Source organism: Embleya sp. NPDC001921 (genome assembly GCF_053594475.1).
Window position 1 is genome coordinate 281,145 of the sequence record NZ_JBSFEO010000007.1, and the last position, 18,420, is coordinate 299,564.

An 18,420-nucleotide genomic window follows, 5' to 3' on the forward strand; every position below is an offset into this window, starting at 1 on the left:
CATGGCAAACGCACGTACACCGAACACGGCCCTCGTGGACGTGATCGCCCAGTCGGGCTGGACGTACGACCGGCTCGCGCGTGCAGTGCGGGCGATTGCGGCCGAGAACGGCGAAGTTCTGCACACCAACAAGTCAGCCATTGCGCATTGGACATCCGGTGTGCAGCCGGGCAACAGAACTCGGCGATACCTTGCGGAAGCGCTGTCCAGACGCATTGGGCGGACGGTCACCCTGGTCGAGATCGGACTTGCGCAGGCCGAGGACTCTCACCCGCTTATGGTCGATCCGATCACGGCTGCCGCAGATCTCGGCCGTGCGGGGATGCGGCGGGACAGTTTCCTCAGCGTGGCGGCGTTCACGGTTGGCTCGATCGGCGCGCCGCTGTCCTACGACCACGATGCCGTGTCGCGCATGCTGCGGGCCCGCCGACCAGGCACCACAATCGGCGCCGAGGAGGTTGCCACCATCCGGCACGTCACCGCTGCACTCGGTGCCGCAGACGAACGTCATGGCGGAGGCCATGGCCTGACCACGGTGATGGCTTACCTTGCCGATACCGCCGCCCCGCTGTTGTCCGGGCGGTTCCCCTCCGAGGTCGTGCGGCGCGACGCCTTCGGAGCGGTTGCCGAACTCGCCTATCTCGCGGGCTGGAAATTTCACGACCTTGGCAGCGAGGGAGCCGCGCAACGCTACTACCTCACTGCCTATCAGCTCGCCCATGAGGCGGACCCGCTCGGTCACAGTGCGTGGATGCTGCGCGTACTGGCACATCAAGCACTTCATCTCGAGCACGCCGATTACTGCCTGGAACTGACGGATGAGGCACTGCGGCGGGCATCGGGGCGCGTTGGCGGGGGCATGGAGGCCGTCCTGTGGGTAACGCGCGCGCGTGCCTGTGCCGCCTCCGGCCGACCCACCGAGGCCGCGCGGGCGCTCCTTCACGCGGCCGACGCCGTAGCCCGCACAGACGAGCCGACTCCGTCCTACGCCACGGCAACCGGCCCGGCTTCGGGCACCGTAGCCAGTCAAACTGCGAGGACCCTCAGGGACCTGGGTGATCACCGCAACACGGAACGGCACTATCGAGCCGCCCTGTCCGAGCGCGATCCAGAGGCTTTCCGCCGCATTCACGCCCTCACCTTCGTCGATCTGGGGGTCTCGCTCGCCTCACAGGTCCGAGCGGATGAGGCCGTCGCCACGTGGGGCGAGGCGATGGACCACCTCGGTGGCGTCGCATCATCAAGGCATCGCGAAGCGGTCGCAGCCATGCGGCGTACCCTCACGACCTATAAGCGGCGACGAGTTCCAGGCGCAGCCAACCTCGACGAACGTGCGCGGGGTCTGCTCGCCACGTGATCGGTTCGACGCCGACGTCACGAGGAAGGAGGCGCACGTGCCTGACGAGTTCCGCCGTGAGCCGCATCTGATGGTCATGCTCGCCGTCTCGGTCATCGTGCATGATCGGGCGAACAAGCGAGTCGTACTCCTGCGTCGGGGCAACAAAAAGGCGTTCGCGCCCGGGATGTGGAGTCTGCCCAGCGGCAAAGGAGCGCCCGGGGAACCCATCACGCACACGGCCGTTCGCGAACTCCGTGAAGAGACAGGCCTGGAGGTCAAACCGCAGGCGTTGCGTCTTGCCCATGTGACGCACAGCGCGGACAGCCCGGAGGCGCCGGAGGGGTTCGTCGTGCTGGTCTTCGCTGCGGAGGAGTGGGACGGCGAAGCGGTCAACGCCGAGCCGGGCAAGCACTCGGCCGTGGCCTGGGTCGACACCGACGACCTGCCGGCCGACTTCGTTCCGTCGACCCTGCACGCGTTGGAGCGGTACCTCGCGGGTGAGCGCCCCGAGGTGGCCATCGACGGGTGGGACGGCACATGAAGCCGTTCGCTTGCCCGCTCCCGCAAGCCGACCGGCCGACCCGCACCCCACGCGCCGCCGCCCCACACCGCACCCGCGCCGGACCGGTTGCCGTGTCGGCCGCGTAGCGGACGGGCGTCCCGGCGCGGAGCGAGCGGCCCGACCCCGGCTGCGGAGCAGACGTGCGACCGGCCCCGGAGACCTCGCCGGCTCATGCGACCCGCCCGACTGACCCCTCGACCCCTCTCCCCGGCTCGATTCGAGAACCCTTGCCACTCATATACATGTAGGCTACATTTATTAGCGAAGCTAACTAAGCAAGAACAGGCTCGCGGCGCAACGCGCAACAGCGCGCGTCGAACAAAGAGTGCGGAGGTCTCGCATGCGGTCCCTTTCCGACGGCGGGCAGACCCGGGGCAATACCCAGGCCGAGCACACCCCCGAACACGCCCCCGAGCACGCCCCCGAACAAGGTCGCATCCTCAAACAGCCGATGGCCGTGTGGGCCACCGCGTTCGCGGCCGTGGTCGCGTTCATGGGGATCGGCCTGGTCGATCCGATCCTGCCCTCGATCGCCAAGGGGCTGGACGCGTCGCCGAGCCAGGTGTCGCTGCTGTTCACCAGCTACTTTCTGATCACCGCCGTGGCCATGTTGGTCACCGGCTTCGTCTCCAGCCGGATCGGCGGCCGCCGGACGCTCCTGCTCGGCCTCGCCCTGGTCGTGCTCTTCGCCGGACTCGCCGGCACCTCCGGATCCGTCGGCGAACTGGTCGGCTTCCGAGCCGGCTGGGGCCTGGGCAACGCGCTGTTCGTGTCCACCTCGCTGGCCGTGATCGTCGGCGCCGCGAGCGGTGGCTCCTCCGCCGCGATCCTGCTCTACGAATCGGCGCTCGGCCTGGGCATGGCATGCGGTCCGCTGCTGGGCGCGGTGCTCGGCGACGCCAGTTGGCGCTACCCGTTCTACGGCACCGCCGCGCTGATGGCGATCGGCTTCGCGCTGATCGTCGCCCTGCTCAAGGAACAGCCCAGGCCCGCCCGCAAGGTCGGCCTGCTCGACCCGCTCAAGGCGCTCGGCCACAAGGGCCTCGCGACCACCGCCGCAGGCGCGTTCTTCTACAACTACGGCTTCTTCACCGTGCTCGCGTTCACCCCGTTCGTGCTGAACATGAGCCCCTACCGCAGCGGCGCTGTGTTCTTCGGCTGGGGCGTCCTGCTCGCCGTCTGCTCGGTCCTGGTCGCCCCTCGACTCCAGGCCCGGTTCGGCTCCGCGAACGTGGCCGCCGTGAGCCTGCTCCTGTTCGCCGTCGACCTGGGCGTGCTCGCGTACGGGTCGAAGGCCGTCATTGTGACCGGTGTCATCGTTTCGGGGGCCTTCATCGGTATCAATAACACCGTGTTCACCGAGCTGGCGCTCGAAGTCTCGGACTCGCCGCGACCCGTGGCGAGCGCGGGGTACAACTTCGTCCGCTGGTTCGCCGCCGCGGCCGCGCCGTTCCTGGCGCCGAAGCTGGAGGAACACTTCAACGTGCACGTGCCGTTCCTGGTCGCCGGCGCGACCTGCATGGTCGCCGCCGCGGTGCTGTTCGGCGCGCGCCGCACACTGGCCGCGGTCGACCACCACGACACCGCGGCGGTGCGCACAGCGCAGCCGGTCCCGGCAGCCGCCTGACCCGGCCGCAGCCCGACTCGGCCGAGCGAGTACAAATAGTTCGATATCCATAAAACCTGCGGAAAAGGAAGTGCACGACATGTACGGGCGGATCCTGGTCGCGGTGGACTCCACGCCCGAGGCCGACGAAGTCCTGGCGCACACCGCTCGACTGGCGACCGCCGGCGGCGCCGCCGTCCGCGTCCTGCACGTACAGACCCTGGACGTGGTGGACGGCGGCGGAGTGGGCGGCGTCGTCGAGGACGAGACCGCCGACGCGGCGGTCAAGGTGGTCATCTCCGCCGTCGACACGCTCAAGGCGGCCGGCGTGACCAACGTCGAGGGCTGGACCGAGGAAACCGTGCGCGGCGACGTGCCCAACGCGGTCCTGGACCAGGCCCGCGCCTTCGACGCCGACCTGCTCGTGCTCGGCGCCCGCCGACACGGCGGCGTGGCGAGCCTGTTCCTCGGCAGTGTCAGCGACACGGTCGCCCACCGCTCGGTGTGCCCGGTCCTGCTGATCCCGTAATCCACCGCACGCGAAAAGCGCACGCGAAAGGCGCACGCGCACCCGAAAAGCGCAAGCGAAGGGCGCACCTGAAAAGCGCAGCCGAAAAAGCGCGCCCGAAGGCGCACCCACACCCCAAAGGCCGCCGGCCCCGGATCTCCCGACACGGAGGCCCGGGACCGGCGGCCCGAGCGCACACCCCGAACCCACCCGAGCGCGCCAACCCGCCCCTCAACCCAGCGGCACCGCCCGGCGGTTCGGATCACGCAGGTCCGTGCCCGCGCGCAGCCATTTCTCCTGGAGCGCCTCCGCCCCCTGGACCCGCTTCCAGGCGGCCTCGGCCGGAGTCATCGGCAACAACGGGAAGAAGCGGACCGGGTCGGCGGGTTCGGGCAGCGACAGGTCGGCCAGCAGGCCGCCGGGTTCGGCCACCAGCACCGCGTGGAAGCCGGCGCCGTCCCACAGCGGGCCGCCCAGGTCGAGCGAGGCGCCGGGCGCGATCACCAGACCCTCCACCTGCGGGGTCGCGCCCAGCACGGCCAGCGGCCGCAACACCGAGTCGCGCCCGCCGCGCACCGACAGCACCAACTCGGCCCGCGGACCCGCGACCGGATCGGCCAGCATCGCCGCCGGATCGGCCATCGGGGCCCGGGACATGCCCAGCGTCGCGTACCGGACCACGCCGCCCGCGTCGGGACCGAAGCGCAGCACCTCGATGCGATCCGCCCCGACGAAGGTGACGCCGGCCCGGCCGGTCGGGTCGCCGAACGCGGCCGTCAGATGCGCCTCGACCTGCGGGGTGGGGTCGACCGGCTCGGGTCCCGGCGTGAAGTCGAACATCCCCGCATGCTAATTCGCCGTCAGGAGCCCTTCGCATACCGGCCATTGCAGCCGGCGCCCTGGTGTACTCTACGTAGTCGGCCCGAGGATGTGGACATCCTCGCGCGCCATCGGATGACGGACTCGCCCTCGCCCCGACCCACCCGGTCGACGAGCGAAGGCTTTCCCCCAGCGGGGACCGGCCGTGGGAGGTGATCGTGGTGCATACCAGCACACCGTGCAGTACCGGCGGCTCACCCGATCTTCCCCGATCCAGTCGCACGCCCCGCCCTTTCTGAGGGTTTCCGAGACTTTCGCCGAGTCCCGGCCACCGCATCGCGGCCCGGTACCCGATCTCCGAATTTCCTCCGTGACGGGGCGTCAGGATCTTTTGCCGTTCTTTCGGTGATTCGTTCCGCTTGCCCGTGTCGACGCTCCCCGCGGCCTGCCGTCGCGGCGTGGCGGCGTCGGCGCGTGCCGGTCAGTGCAGGAGACCCGTCATGTCGATGATCCGCGACCTCCGCGCCGCAGTCCGCCCGTACCGCCGCACCCCGCTGCCGTCCACCACCCCCGTGGCGACCGGGAACTGTGTGGTGGATTGCGCCGTGTACCGCGACGGCCGGCGCCTGGACGGGTACGCGAATCCCGATTCGGCGATCCACGAGGTACGCGCCGGCGGCGGCTTCGTCTGGATCGGCCTGCACGAGCCCAGCGCCCTCGAACTGTCCGGTATCGCCGAGCGGTTCGGGCTGCACCCGCTCGCCGTGGAGGACGCCGTGCACGCGCACCAGCGGCCCAAGCTGGAGCGCTACGACGACACGCTGTTCGCGGTGTTCAAGACGGTCACCTACGTCGAGCACGAGCAGCTCTCCGCGACCAGCGAGATCGTCGAGACCGGCGAGATCATGGTCTTCCTCGGCAACGACTTCGTGGTCACCGTGCGGCACGGCCGGCACGGCGCGCTCGCCGACCTGCGCTGTCGGCTGGAGGACGGCGGCGAACTGCTCGCCGCCGGGCCCTCGGCGGTGCTGCACGCAGTCGCCGACCGGGTGGTGGACACCTACCTCGACGTCGCCCAGCTCATCCAGGACGACATCGACCAGGTCGAGAACGACGTGTTCGGCGGCGGTGGCGCGGGCGACGCGGGTCGGATCTACCAGCTCAAGCGCGAACTGCTCGAACTCAAGCGCGCCGTCGCACCGCTGGCCCGCCCGCTGCACGCGCTGGCCGAGCGGCCGATGCGCCAGGTGCACCCGGACATCCGCGAGTACTTCCGCGACGTCGAGGACCACCTGTCCCGCGTCGGCGAGCAGGTGGCCTCGTTCGACGAACTGCTGACCTCGATCCTGCAGGCCAATCTCGCGCAGGTGACCGTCGCGCAGAACGAGGACATGCGCAAGATCTCCGCGTGGGTGGCGATCTTCGCGGTGCCCACGATGCTGGCCGGCGTGTACGGCATGAACTTCGAGCACATGCCGGAACTGAAGTGGCGGTACGGCTACCCGATGACGCTGTCGGTGATCGTCGTCGTGTGCACGCTCATGCACCGGGGGTTCCGGCGCAACGGATGGTTGTGACGCGCGCGTTCGCGCCGACCGCGCACGTACACCGGCCGCGCGCGGATGCGACGGCCGCGCGCGGGCCCGCGGTCGCCACCCGGACGGACGCGCCCTACAGGTCGAGCCGGCCCACCAGATTGCGGGCCCGCTCGGCCAGGTCCGGGCGCACCATGACGTCGTAGCGGGAGGCGACGATCTGGCTCGTGGAGACGAAGTCCCGGCGCCCGCCCAGTGCCTTGTAGCCCAGCCAACCGAACAGCGCGCCCGCCGCGATGCCCCAGACCAGGCCCATCAGCACCAGCCAGAGCCAACCGTGCGCGCGGACCGCGAAGATGCCCAGGAACAGTCCGATCATCAGACCGAACCACGCGCCGCTGGCCGCGCCCGACGCCGCCGCCTTGCCCGCCGTGAGTCGACCGAGCACGTTCTCGACCATCCGCAGGTCGGCGCCGACGATCGCGGTGTTCTCCACCGGGAACTCGTTGTCGGACAGGTAGTCGACCGCACGCTGGGCACCCGCGTAGTTCGTGTACGACGCGATCACCTGGCCGGTGTTGGCGAGGTCGGGGCCGGGCGCGCCGGCGCCCGGGGGGAGGTTCTGCTGACCGAACATGGGTGTGCCGCCTCGCATCGATGCCGGGTGGTTGTTCGACCCGATGCGTGTACCCAGCGAAATTGGTCACAACACGTGACCAATCCGACGGAAGCCGATCAATCCGACAGCACCTCGCGCACCGCGTCGGCGACCGCGTCCGGGCGGTCCAGCATCACGAAGTGCGCGGAGTCGTCCAGCACATCACAGCGCCCGCGCGGGGACAGGTTCGCCAGCGTGCGCAGCGCGCGCACCCAGCGGGCCCGCGCGGCCAGGCTCTCGTAGCCGCCGGCGGCGGCCAGCACCCGCAGCGGCACGGCCGGCAGCGGCGCGACCCGGCGCAGGTCGGCGAGTTCGGCGGCGACGTCGAAGTAGGTGGCGTTCTCGGTCAGCGCGGTCGCGAAGAACCGGCCGGATCCGTACGAGCCGCGCACCCAGCGCGCGTCCGCCACGTCACGATGCCGGCGTGACTGGGTGAACAGGATCGACCTGCGCGCGGCGGGGCCGATCGCCCGGGCCAGCCCACTGACCCGCATCGCTCCCCCGGCCATCCGCGCGGCCCGCACCCGGGCTCGGCGGGCGGGTCGGGACCTGGGCTTGTCCTCGTTGCTCGGGTCCACCAGCACGAGTCCGGCGGTGCGCTCGGGATACAGCCGCGCGAAGCCCTCGACGTGGAACGCGCCGAGCGAGTGGGCGAGCAGGACGTACGGGCCGGGCAGCGCGAGCGCGTCGGCCAGCGCGGCGATCCGCTCCGCCTCGCCCACCAGGGTGGGCGGTCGCGGGTCCGGCTCGGAGTAGCCCAAACCCGGCCGGTCGAACCGCACCACCGTGCAGTCGGCGGTGAGCAGCGGCGCCACCGGATCCCAGTCGAACCACGCGCCGCCGAGCCCGCTGGTGGCGATCACCACCGGTCCGGTGCCCTCGCGCACCACGTGCACGGCGGTCCCGTCGATCCGGACGAATGTGCCGGGCGGTACCGGTACCGGGCGTCTCGCGGCCATGGTGGGCTCCCCGATCACTGGCGGTTACACGTTTCGCCATCATCGATCGCCACCCGACCCTCGCCCCGCAACGACGCGACCACTACGCCGACCGAGCCGATACCGGACCCGGTTGGTCGCATGAGGCGTTCGTGTCGTCGACCGGGCACGCGTCGCGGCCCGCCCCGAGGATGCGCGGACGGGCTGCGACGACCCGGGGCCTCAGCCCTTGAGCTTGTAGTCCTCCAGCAGGCGCCGGCCGATGATCATCTTCTGGATCTCGGCCGTGCCCTCGCCGATCAGCAACATCGGCGCCTCCCTGTACAGGCGTTCGATTTCGAACTCCTTCGAGAACCCGTACCCGCCGTGGATCCGGAACGCGTCCTCGACGACCTCCTTGCAGTACTCGGAGGCCAGGTACTTGGCCATCCCCGCCTCGAGGTCGTTGCGCTCGCCCGCGTCCTTCTTGCGTGCCGCGTTGACCATCATCGCGTGCGCGGCCTCGACCTTGGTCGCCATCTCGGCGAGCTTGAACTGGATCGCCTGGTGGCCGGTCAGCGGCTTGCCGAAGGTCTCCCGCTGCTGCGCGTACCGGATGCCCAGCTCGAACGCGCGGTGTGCGACGCCGCAGCCGCGCGCGGCCACGTTCACCCGACCCACCTCGACGCCGTCCATCATCTGGTAGAAACCCTTGCCGGGCACCCCGCCCAGGATCCGGTCGGCCGGCACCCGACAGTTGTCGAGCACCATCTCGGTGGTGTCGACGCCCTTGTAGCCCATCTTGTCGATCTTGCCGGGGATGGTCAGGCCCGGCCGGGTCTCGCCGAAGCCGGACTCCTTGTCGATCAGGAACGTGGTCATGTTCCGGTAGACCGACTCCTCGCCCAGCTCGGTCTTGGTGAGCACCGCGACCAGGTTGGCGCTGCCGCCGTTGGTGAGCCACATCTTCTGGCCGTTGAGCACGTAGAACTCGCCGTCCGGCACCGCCTTGGTGCGGATCGCCGAGACGTCCGACCCGCAGTGCGGCTCGGACATCGAGAACGCGCCGCGGATCTCGCCCTCGGCCATCTTCGGCAGGTAGTACGCCTTCTGCTCGTCGGTGCCGTGCTGCTTGATCATGTACGCGACGATGAAGTGCGTGTTGATGATGCCGGACACGCTCATCCAGCCGCGCGCGATCTCCTCGACCACGAGCGCGTAGGTAAGCAGCGACTCGCCGAGGCCGCCGTACTCCTCCGGGATCATCAGGCCGAACAGGCCCATGGCCTTCATGCCCTCGACGATCTCCGCCGGATACTCGTCCCTGTGCTCCAGCTCCGTGGCGACCGGAATGATCTCCTTGTCCACGAAGGTGCGCACGGTGGCGAGGATCTCCCGCTGGACATCGGTGAGTCCGTCGGTCTGTGCGAGGCGGCCCATGGGCGGCGCTCCTTCCGTCTGCGCATGTCCGGGCCCCACCACCGGGGTCCCGGCCACGCTTCTGGTTGAGAGAGTTACCGGGGAGTATCCACGAGCGCGGCGGGTCGCGACAGAGGGGGTCCGTAACGCGGGCACGTCGATTTCGAACGGTCTGTCGGACGCGCGCCCCGGGGAGTACACCCGCCCGTGCCCCGACGATTACCCCCGGTCAGACCCGCACTCCGGCGCGCCACACCCCGCGCACCAGCGGCACCCCGGGGCGGTAGGCCAGGTGTACGTGCGAGGGCGCGTCGAGTTCGACCACGTCGGCGCGCGCGCCCACACGCAGTACACCCACGTCCTCGCGGCGCAGCGCGCGGGCGCCGCCGGCGGTCGCCGCGTACAGCGCCTGGTCCGGCGTCATGCCCATGTCGCGGACCGCGAGCGCGACGCAGAACGGCATCGACGTGGTGTAGCTCGATCCGGGGTTGCAGTCGGTGGACAGCGCGACGTCGACGCCGGCGGCGAACAGCCGGCGGGCGTCGGGGTAGACCGCGCGAGTGGAGAATTCGGCCCCCGGGAGCAGCGTGGCGACCGTGTCGCCGGCGGCCAGCGCGTCCACGTCGGCGTCGGTGAGGTGGGTGCAGTGGTCGGCCGAGGCCGCGCCGAGTTCGACCGCGAGCCGTACCCCGGGTCCGTGTCCGAGTTGGTTGGCGTGCACGCGCGGGATCAGGCCCCGGGCGGCGCCGGCCTTCAGGATCGCCCGGGCCTGGTCGCCGTCGAACGCGCCGCGCTCGCAGAACACGTCCACCCAGCGGGCGTGCGGGGCGCACGCGTCGAGCATCGGACCGGTGACCAGGTCGACGTAGCCGGCCACGTCGTCCGCGTACTCCGGCGCGACGATGTGCGCGCCCAGGTAGGTGGTCTCGGGGGTGAACGCGGACGCGATCCGCAGCGCGCGTTCCTCGTCCGCGACGGTGAGGCCGTAGCCGGACTTGATCTCGATCGTGGTGGTGCCCTGGCGGGCCGCCTCCTCGATCAGCCGCGCGGCGTTCGCGGCGAGCTGCTCGTCGCTCGCGGCGCGGGTCGCGGCGACCGTGGTGCGGATGCCGCCGGCCCGGTAGGCCTGTCCGGACATCCGCGCGTCGAACTCGGCGGTGCGGTCGCCCGCGAACACCAGGTGCGCGTGCGAGTCGACGAAGCCGGGGTGCACCGCGCGATTCTCGGCGTCGTGGCGGGTGTCGGCGTCCGGGGCACCCGCGGCGGCCCCCACCCACGCGACCCGGTCGCCGTCGAGCACGAGAGCCGCGTCCTCGATCAGGCCGAGCGGGCCGGTGCCGAGGTCGGGGTCGTTGGTGACCAGCGAGCCGATGTTGGTGATCAGGGTGGTGGCCACGCGCGAGTGGTCCCTTCCGGTTCGAGGGGGATCGGCCGCTCCGGGGCGGAACGGCCGCGGATCAGCCGAACAGGCCGTGGACGGCCGTGCCCAACGCCTGCGGCACCGCGTCCACGAGTTGGTGCACGCCGTCGCGGACGATGATGCGTCCGCCGACCATGACGTGCGTGACGTCGCTCGCGGTGGCCGCGAACACCGCCGCCTCGGTGGCCAGCCGCGGGACGGTGCCGGCCAGTCGGACCGAGTCCAGGCCGATCGTGGTCAGGTCGGCGAGGGCGCCCGGTTCGATCCGGCCGGCGTCCGGCCAACCGAGCGCGCGGTGGCCGCCGGCGGTGGCGTACGCGAGCAGCGCGGCGGAGGTGAAGTGGCCGCGCCGGCCGGTGCGCAGCCGCTCGTCGAGTTCGACCGCGCGGGCCTCCTCGAACAGGTCGATCACCGCCTGGCTGTCGCTGCCCAGGGACAGCGGCACACCGGCCCGGGCCAGCTCGCCGGCCGGGCCGATGCCGTCGGCGAGGTCGCGTTCGGTGGTCGGGCAGAAGCACACGCCGGCCCCGGCCCGGGCCAGCGCGGCGATGTCGGCGTCGGTGAGGTGGGTCGCGTGCACCGCCGTCGCGTTCGCGCTCCAGAAGCCGTGCGCCTCCAGCAGCCCGGTGGGGGTGAGCCCGTGGTGCGCGACGCACGCCGCGTTCTCGGCGGGCTGCTCGGACAGGTGCACGTGCACCGGGACACCCTCGGTACGGGCGGCCCAGGTCGCGTAGCCGTCCTTGGTGTCGAACGCCCGGACCGAGTGGACGGCCGCGCCGATCCGGGTGTTGTCGTCGCCGCGCAGCGCGCCCCAGCGCTCGTACCACGCGTCCGAGCTGCCGTCGCCGAATCGGCGCTGCACACCTTCCAGCGGCCGGTAGCCGTCGGCGGTGAGGCCGCCGTGCAGGTAGCAGGTGTCCAGCAGGGTGATCCGGACGCCGGCCTGGCGGGCCGCCTCGATCAGCGCGTGGCCCATCGCGTTGGGGTCCTCGTACGGCGTGCCGTCCGGACCGTGGTGCAGGTAGTGGAACTCGCCGACGGAGGTGATCCCGGCGAGCGCCATCTCCGCGTACACCGCGCGCGCGAGCGCGAGGTAGCTGTCCGGGTCCAGCCGCCCGGCCGCCTGGTACATCTGGTCGCGCCAGGTCCAGAAGGTGCCGGTGCCGGTCTGGGTGCGTCCGCGCAGCGCCCGGTGGAAGGCGTGCGAGTGGGCGTTGGCCAGGCCCGGGAGGGTCAGCCCGGGCAGCACCGAGGCGCCGCCCGGCGCCGGGCGGTCGGGGGTGACCGACGCGATCCGGCCGTCCTCGACCACGAGCAGCACGTCGCGTTCGATCCCGGTGCGGGTCCGCACCAGTTCACACCAGTACTCGCTCACCCGAGGTCCTCGCTGATCAGGTCGGTCACCACGTCGGCGAGCGCCGTGACGCCCGTGAGGCAGTCCACCATCTCGGCGCTCTCCGCCGGCGAGTGCGACACGCCGGTCGGGTTGCGGACGAACAACATCGCGGTGGGCACGCGCGCGGACAGGATGCCCGCGTCGTGTCCGGCGCCGGTGGGCAGGATCGGCGCACCGCCGAGGTGCTTGGCGATCCGGTCGCGCAGCGTGCCCTCGAACTCGACGACCGGCGTGAACGACTCGCGGGTGACCTGTACGCCGACCCCGTCGCGGTCGCCGCGCTCGGTGGCGGTGCGGATGATCTCCGCGACCAGGTCGTCCAGCGTGTGCTCGTCGGCGGCCCGCGAGTCGAGCCAGCCGCGCACCTCGGAGGCGATCGCGTTGGCCGCGCCGGGCCGCGCGTCGACCTTGCCGAAGGTGGCCAGCGCACCGGCGAGGTGGGCCTTCTTGCGGGCCGTGAGCACGGTGTTGGCGTAGGTCAGCATCGGGTCGTGCCGGTCCTCCAGGCGGGTGGTGCCCGCGTGGTTGGCCTCGCCCCGGAAGTCGAACCGCCAGCGGCCGTGCGGCCAGATCGCCGAGGCCACGCCCACCGCGCGGTCGCGGTGCACCAGGTCGCGGCCCTGCTCGACGTGCAGTTCGACGAACGCGCGGATGCGGCCCAGCTGCTCCGGGTCGGCGCCGATCCCGGCCGGGTCGACGCCGGCGCGTTCCATCGCGTCGCCCAGGAAGACGCCGTCGGCGTCCTTCAGCGCGCGTGCCTGATCCGGCGTCAGCACCCCGGCGGACAACCGGGATCCGACACACGCGACGTTGAACCGGGCGCCCTCCTCGTCGGCGAAGTTGACGATCCCCAGTGGCCGCGCCGGGTCGGCGCCGCGCTCGCGCAGCAGGTCGAGCGCGGCGAACGAGGAGACCACGCCGAGCGGTCCGTCGTAGGCGCCGCCGTCCGGCACCGAGTCCAGGTGGCTGCCGATCACGATCGCGTCGGCGCCGGGCGCGGTCCACGCCCACTGGTTGCCGTTGCGGTCCTCCTCGTAGATCAGGTCCCGACTCCGGGCCTGTTCGCGGAACCAGGCGCGGCACTCGCTGTCCGCGTCGGTCCACGCGTACCGGCGGTAGCCGCCGGTCGTGGCGCGACCCACCGGAAGCAGGTCGCGCCACATCGCCTCGAAGCCGGTGCTCACGCGTCGCCTTCCCGCATCGGCACCCGCACGCCGCGCTCGTCGGCGACGTCGACGGCGTGGTCGTAGCCGGCGTCCACGTGCCGGATCACGCCCATGCCGGGGTCGTTGGTGAGCACCCGGCGGATCTTCTCGCCCGCGAGCGGCGTGCCGTCCGCGACGGTGACCTGGCCGGCGTGGATCGAGCGGCCGATGCCGACCCCGCCGCCGTGGTGGATGGACACCCACGAGGCGCCGGAGGCCACGTTGACCATCGCGTTCAGCAACGGCCAGTCGGCGATCGCGTCGGAGCCGTCGAGCATGCCCTCGGTCTCCCGGTACGGGCTGGCCACCGAGCCGCAGTCCAGGTGGTCGCGGCCGATCACGATCGGCGCGGCCAACTCGCCCGAGGCGACCATGTCGTTGAACCGCTCGCCGGCCTTGTCCCGCTCGCCGTAGCCCAGCCAGCAGATCCGCGCGGGCAGGCCCTGGAAGTGCACCTTCTCCTGGGCGAGCTTGATCCAGCGGGCCAGCGACTCGTTCTCCGGGAACAGGTCGAGCACGGCCTTGTCGGTCTTGGCGATGTCGCGCGCGTCGCCGGAGAGCGCGGCCCAGCGGAACGGGCCCTTGCCCTCGCAGAAGAGCGGCCGGATGTACGCGGGGACGAAGCCGGGGAAGTCGAACGCGCGGGTGTAGCCCGCCAGTTGCGCCTCGCCGCGGATCGAGTTGCCGTAGTCGAAGACCTCGGCGCCCTTGTCCTGGAAGCCGACCATCGCCTCGACGTGGCGGGCCATCGACTCGCGTGCGCGGTCGGTGAACTCGGCGGGCTTGGTCCGCGCGTACTCGGCCATGTCCTCGAACGCGACGCCGACCGGCAGGTAGGCGAGCGGGTCGTGGGCCGAGGTCTGGTCGGTGACGATGTCGATCGGGGCGTCCATCGCGAGAAGCTGCGGGACCAGTTCGGCGGCGTTGCCCAGCAGGCCGATGGACAGCGGCCGGCGGGCGTCGCGGGCCTCGACCGCGAGTTGCAGCGCGGCGTCCAGCGTCTCGACCCGGGTGTCGCAGTAGCCGTGCTCGATCCGGCGGTCGATCCGCGAGGGGTCGCAGTCGATACAGATGACCACGCCGCCGTTCATGGTCACCGCCAGCGGCTGCGCGCCGCCCATGCCGCCGAGGCCGGCGGTCAGCGTGATGGTGCCCTCGAGGGTGCCGCCGAAGCGCTTGGCCGCGACCGCGGCGAACGTCTCGTAGGTGCCCTGGAGGATGCCCTGGGTGCCGATGTAGATCCACGAGCCGGCGGTCATCTGGCCGTACATGGTCAGTCCGGCCGACTCCAGCCGGCGAAACTCCTCCCAGTTGGCCCAGTCGGGCACCAGGTTGGAGTTGGCGATCAGCACGCGCGGGGCCCACTCGTGGGTCTGCATCACGCCGACCGGGCGGCCGGACTGCACGAGCAGCGTCTCGTCCTGCTTCAGCGTGGTCAGCGTGCGGGTGATCGCCTCGAAGGAGCGCCAGTCGCGCGCGGCCTTGCCGGTGCCGCCGTAGACGACCAGCTTGTCGGGGTGCTCGGCGACCTCGGGGTCGAGGTTGTTCAGCAACATCCGCAGGGCGCCCTCCTGCTGCCAGCCGCGGGTGGTGAGCGTGCTGCCGCGTGGTGCGCGAACCTCGCGCGGTCCTGCGGTGTGGTCCGACATGGCGGCGCCCCTTCTGTCTCCGTGCACGTTTTCTGTATGAAAACATTCAGTACCTTCAAGAGTGAATCTATCTGTTCTGCAAGGCGTCGCCAAGAGAGCCGGCCGAAGGGGTGGTGTGGGCAGCGCGACATCGAGGGTCTTGACCCATTCGGTGCCATTTCACGCGATCGGTGGTCGGCGCGGACCGGCGCCGGGTAGCCGGGCGGCATGGATCTGCAGGAGGTGCTCTGGGCGATCACCGCACTGGGCGCGTTCGTCGCGTTCGCGGGCCTGGTGATGTTGGTGCGCGGTCGAGGGCGCGAACCGGGCGTGGTGGCCCTGGTGGTGATGATCGGCGCGCTGCTGTGTACCGGCGGCTTCCTGCTCAGCATCCCGCGCTACGCGGACACCGCGCTGATCGCCGGCGGCGCGGCGCTCGTGGGCGTACTGGCCATGCTCGGCGCCATCTCGATCATGCCGGCGCACCGCGGCCACAACAGCGCGTCCGGCGTGTGAGCTCACCCGACGCCGCGCGACACCCGACCCCGGCACCGCACCACGGCAAAATCAGCCCGTCCGGCGTGTGAGCTCACCCGACGCCGCGCGACACCCGACCACAGCACCGCACCCGGTCACGGCGCAATCAGCCCGTCCGGCGTTTGAGGACAAGCCGGCCGCAGGCCCGGCCGCCGCCGCGAGGCTCACACGTCGAACAGCCCGCGCTCCCCGGCCTGCTTCTCGAACTCCTCCAGTCGAGCCTGCGCCCGCGCGGGCTCGATGTCGCACATCGCCTGGAGCAGGATCTGCCCCATCAGGATCGGCGCCCCGTACGAGTCGAAGACCAACTGCGAGCCGACGCCCGCGATCAGCACCGCGTCGGACAGCGCCGCCGCCGGCGCGAACGGGCTGTCGGTGACGGTGACGATCCGCAGGCCCAGGTCGCGCGCGACCCGCAGGCCCTCGCCCAACTCCCGCGGATAGCGCGGCAGCGCGAAGCACAGCAGGCCGGTGGCGCCCGCCGCGCGGGCCTGGTCGAGCCGGTCCACCAGGAGCGAGCCGCCCTCGTCCAGCACCCGCACCTCGGGCAGCACCTTGGCCGCGAAATAGCCGAAGCCGCGCGCCGGCGCCATCCCGGTACGCAGGCCCAGCACCACCAGCGGGCGCGAGGGCGCGAGCAGCGCGGCGGCGCGGGCGATCGGGCCCGGGTCGGCGAGCTGTTCGGCGAGCCGGGTCAGGTTGGCGATCTCGGCGTGCACGGCGCCGACGTACTCGTTGCGGTCCACCTCGGCGGAGGACTCGGGCGTGGTCGGCAGCCCGAGTTCGCGCAGGTGACGGCGCAGTGCCGGGTAGCCGTCGAAGCCGAGCGCGACCGCGAACCGGGTCACCGAGGGCTGGCTGACCCCGGCGAGTTGGGCCACCTCGACGCTGGAGAGGAACACCGCCTCGCCCGCGTGCCGGACCAGGCAGTGGGCGATCCGACGCTGGGTGGGGGTGAGCCGGTGACGCTCGAAGAGGGCGAGCAGGCGGGCTGAAGGGCTCGCGTCGTCGTCGGCCACCGACATGTCTCCTCGTTGCTGGGGCGTCGCCGTTGCCGGCGCGTCGCTCGGGCACGCCCACCGGGTGCGGCGGGCCTGGCTGCGGACGCTGCGGGAAGGCGCGGACCGCCGCGGGTGGCGGCGGTCCGCGCCAGGCAATCCTGCCCGATCCGGCTCGAGGTCGGATCGGCGCGCTCGGGCTCGGTTCGGCGCGCGGGGGTCAGTTCAGCTCACCGGTCGCCGAACCGGCGGCCTCGATCACCTTGCCGGCCCGGACGAAGGCGTCGGCGGCCTCCAGGTCGGGGGCCAGGAAGCGGTCCGGGCCCACCCCCTCGGCGCCGCTCGCGCGCAGCGCGGCGATCACCGCGGCGGTGGCGGGCGCGGGCGCGCCGAGGCCGGCGGCGACCCGCATGTCCAAGGCGCGGGCGGCGGTGGTGAGCTCGATGGCCAGGATGCGGTTGAGGTTGTCGATCGCGCGGCGCAGCTTGCGGGCCGCGCTCCAGCCCATCGAGACGTGGTCCTCCTGCATCGCCGAGCTGGGGATCGAGTCGGCCGACGCGGGCATCGCCAGGCGCTTGCACTCGGAGACCAGCGCGGCCTGGGTGTACTGGGCGATCATCAGGCCGGAGTCGACGCCGGGGTCGTCGGCGAGGAACGCGGGCAGGCCGTGCGAGCGGGAGGGGTCGAGCAGTCGGTCGGTGCGGCGCTCGGCGATCGAGCCGAGGTCGGCCACCGCGACGGCGAGGAAGTCGAGTACGTAGCCGACCGGTGCGCCGTGGAAGTTGCCGTTGGACTCGATCCGGCCGTCCTCCAGGATCACCGGGTTGTCCACGGCGGAGGCGAGTTCGCGGTCGGCCACCAGCAGCGCGTGCGCGAGGGTGTCCCGGCCGGCGCCCGCGACCTGCGGCGCGCAGCGCACCGAGTAGGCGTCCTGGACGCGCGGCGCGGCGTCCTGGTGGTGCCCGGTCAGCGCCGAACCCTCCAGCACCCGCAGCATGTTCGCCGCGCTGGCCGCCTGGCCCGGGTGTGGGCGGATGGCGTGCAGCGCCGGGTCGAGCACGCGGGAGGTGCCCAGGAGCGCTTCCATCGTCATCGCGGCGGTGATGTCGGCGGTGGTGAACAGGCGGGCGAGGTCGGCCCCGGCCATCAACAACATGCCGAGCATGCCGTCGGTGCCGTTGATCAGCGCCAGGCCCTCCTTCTCCTTGAGCTCGATCGGCTCCAGCCCGGCGGCGGCGAGCAGTTCCGCGGCGGGTCGCACCACGCCGTCGGGGCCGGCCGCCTCGCCCTCGCCGGTGAGCACGAGCGCGCAGTGCGCCAGCGGCGCCAGGTCGCCGCTGCACCCGAGCGAGCCGAATTCGCGGACCACCGGCGTGATGCCCGCGTTGAGCAGTCCGGCCATGGTCCGTGCGACGATCGGCCGCACCCCGGTGCGTCCCGAGCACAGCGTCTTGAGCCGCAGCAGCATCAGCGCGCGGACCACCTCGTCCTCGACCCGGGGGCCCATTCCGGCGGCGTGCGAGCGGACCAGCGAATGCTGGAGTCGGGTGCGCAGTTCGGGGCTGATGTGCCGGACGGCGAGCGCACCGAAGCCGGTGGACACCCCGTACACGGGTTCGGTGCGCGCGGCGAGGCCCTCGACGACCGCGCGCGAGGCGGCCATCGCCTTGATCGCGCTCTCGGCGAGTTCGACGCGCGCGCCGGCGCGGGCGACCGCGAGGACGTCCTGCGGGGACATCCCGGCCTCGCCGATCAGGACGGTGGCGGGGGCGGTCTCGGGGGCGCTGTGCAGATCATTATTCACTCGAACATTATGTGCATGGATCGCGACAACGCCAGGGCGGCTACCGTGCCGGGAGGCGTACGGCACGTT

Annotated in this window: 16 protein-coding genes; 6 read left to right on the plus strand and 10 right to left on the minus strand. The window is 71.8% G+C overall.

Translation table 11 applies throughout. The features are described 5' to 3' along the window. Position 1: 1 nt before the first annotated feature. The 4 genes from ACWCPW_RS11355 to ACWCPW_RS11370 all read left to right on the plus strand — a co-directional run bounded on the left by ACWCPW_RS11355 (position 2) and on the right by ACWCPW_RS11370 (position 4,036). A complete protein-coding gene (locus ACWCPW_RS11355; RefSeq protein ID WP_449761307.1) occupies positions 2-1,357 on the plus strand; it encodes a tetratricopeptide repeat protein in 1,356 nt (451 codons plus the stop codon). Positions 1,358-1,394: 37 nt separating this feature from the next. Then, complete coding sequence (locus ACWCPW_RS11360; protein WP_402230428.1) at positions 1,395-1,880, plus strand: NUDIX domain-containing protein; 486 nt, start codon at positions 1,395-1,397, stop codon at positions 1,878-1,880. 472 nt (positions 1,881-2,352) lie between these two features. Beyond that, positions 2,353-3,528 (plus strand): MFS transporter, encoded by a 1,176-nt coding sequence (locus tag ACWCPW_RS11365; RefSeq protein ID WP_449761346.1) that lies wholly within the window; start codon positions 2,353-2,355, stop codon positions 3,526-3,528. A 79-nt stretch (positions 3,529-3,607) separates the two neighbouring features. Continuing rightward, entirely contained in the window at positions 3,608-4,036 is a 429-nt protein-coding gene (locus tag ACWCPW_RS11370; RefSeq protein WP_449761308.1) for a universal stress protein, read from the plus strand. Between the two features lie 210 nt (positions 4,037-4,246). On the opposite strand, the gene ACWCPW_RS11375 is transcribed toward ACWCPW_RS11370, so the two are convergent. Next, positions 4,247-4,855 (minus strand): suppressor of fused domain protein, encoded by a 609-nt coding sequence (locus tag ACWCPW_RS11375; RefSeq protein ID WP_449761309.1) that lies wholly within the window; start codon positions 4,853-4,855, stop codon positions 4,247-4,249. Positions 4,856-5,334: 479 nt separating this feature from the next. On the opposite strand from ACWCPW_RS11375, the gene corA reads away from it, so the two are divergent. Then, a complete protein-coding gene (gene corA / locus ACWCPW_RS11380) occupies positions 5,335-6,411 on the plus strand; it encodes a magnesium/cobalt transporter CorA (protein WP_449761310.1) in 1,077 nt (358 codons plus the stop codon). A gap of 94 nt (positions 6,412-6,505) precedes the next feature. Here corA and ACWCPW_RS11385 read toward each other — a convergent pair whose 3' ends face one another. From ACWCPW_RS11385 to hutU, 7 genes are all read right to left on the minus strand, one after another. After that, a complete protein-coding gene (locus ACWCPW_RS11385) occupies positions 6,506-7,006 on the minus strand; it encodes a general stress protein (protein ID WP_449761311.1) in 501 nt (166 codons plus the stop codon). Positions 7,007-7,104: 98 nt separating this feature from the next. Continuing rightward, positions 7,105-7,986 (minus strand): alpha/beta fold hydrolase, encoded by an 882-nt coding sequence (locus tag ACWCPW_RS11390; RefSeq protein WP_449761312.1) that lies wholly within the window; start codon positions 7,984-7,986, stop codon positions 7,105-7,107. 201 nt (positions 7,987-8,187) lie between these two features. After that, the gene (locus ACWCPW_RS11395) at positions 8,188-9,384 is read right to left on the minus strand and encodes an acyl-CoA dehydrogenase family protein (RefSeq protein WP_449761313.1); all 1,197 of its coding nucleotides are present in this window, start codon (positions 9,382-9,384) and stop codon (positions 8,188-8,190) included. A gap of 208 nt (positions 9,385-9,592) precedes the next feature. Continuing rightward, complete coding sequence (hutI, locus tag ACWCPW_RS11400) at positions 9,593-10,759, minus strand: imidazolonepropionase (RefSeq protein WP_449761314.1); 1,167 nt, start codon at positions 10,757-10,759, stop codon at positions 9,593-9,595. Positions 10,760-10,820: 61 nt separating this feature from the next. Next, positions 10,821-12,158, minus strand: coding sequence for a formimidoylglutamate deiminase (locus tag ACWCPW_RS11405; protein ID WP_449761315.1), 1,338 nt, complete (start codon positions 12,156-12,158; stop codon positions 10,821-10,823). After that, complete coding sequence (locus ACWCPW_RS11410) at positions 12,155-13,342, minus strand: allantoate amidohydrolase (RefSeq protein ID WP_449761347.1); 1,188 nt, start codon at positions 13,340-13,342, stop codon at positions 12,155-12,157. The genes ACWCPW_RS11405 and ACWCPW_RS11410 overlap by 4 nt, the downstream gene beginning before the upstream one ends. A gap of 17 nt (positions 13,343-13,359) precedes the next feature. Continuing rightward, the gene (gene hutU / locus ACWCPW_RS11415; RefSeq protein ID WP_402230414.1) at positions 13,360-15,033 is read right to left on the minus strand and encodes a urocanate hydratase; all 1,674 of its coding nucleotides are present in this window, start codon (positions 15,031-15,033) and stop codon (positions 13,360-13,362) included. A 207-nt stretch (positions 15,034-15,240) separates the two neighbouring features. On the opposite strand from hutU, the gene ACWCPW_RS11420 reads away from it, so the two are divergent. Next, positions 15,241-15,528, plus strand: coding sequence for a hypothetical protein (locus ACWCPW_RS11420; RefSeq protein ID WP_449761316.1), 288 nt, complete (start codon positions 15,241-15,243; stop codon positions 15,526-15,528). Between the two features lie 185 nt (positions 15,529-15,713). Here ACWCPW_RS11420 and ACWCPW_RS11425 read toward each other — a convergent pair whose 3' ends face one another. Next, positions 15,714-16,574 carry a MurR/RpiR family transcriptional regulator gene (locus tag ACWCPW_RS11425; protein ID WP_449761317.1) on the minus strand — a complete coding sequence of 287 codons (861 nt, stop codon included), beginning with the start codon at positions 16,572-16,574 and terminating at the stop codon, positions 15,714-15,716. A 193-nt stretch (positions 16,575-16,767) separates the two neighbouring features. After that, on the minus strand, positions 16,768-18,303 hold the full coding sequence (gene hutH / locus ACWCPW_RS11430; protein ID WP_449761348.1) for a histidine ammonia-lyase: 1,536 nt from the start codon (positions 18,301-18,303) through the stop codon (positions 16,768-16,770). Between the last annotated feature and the right edge of the window lie 117 nt (positions 18,304-18,420).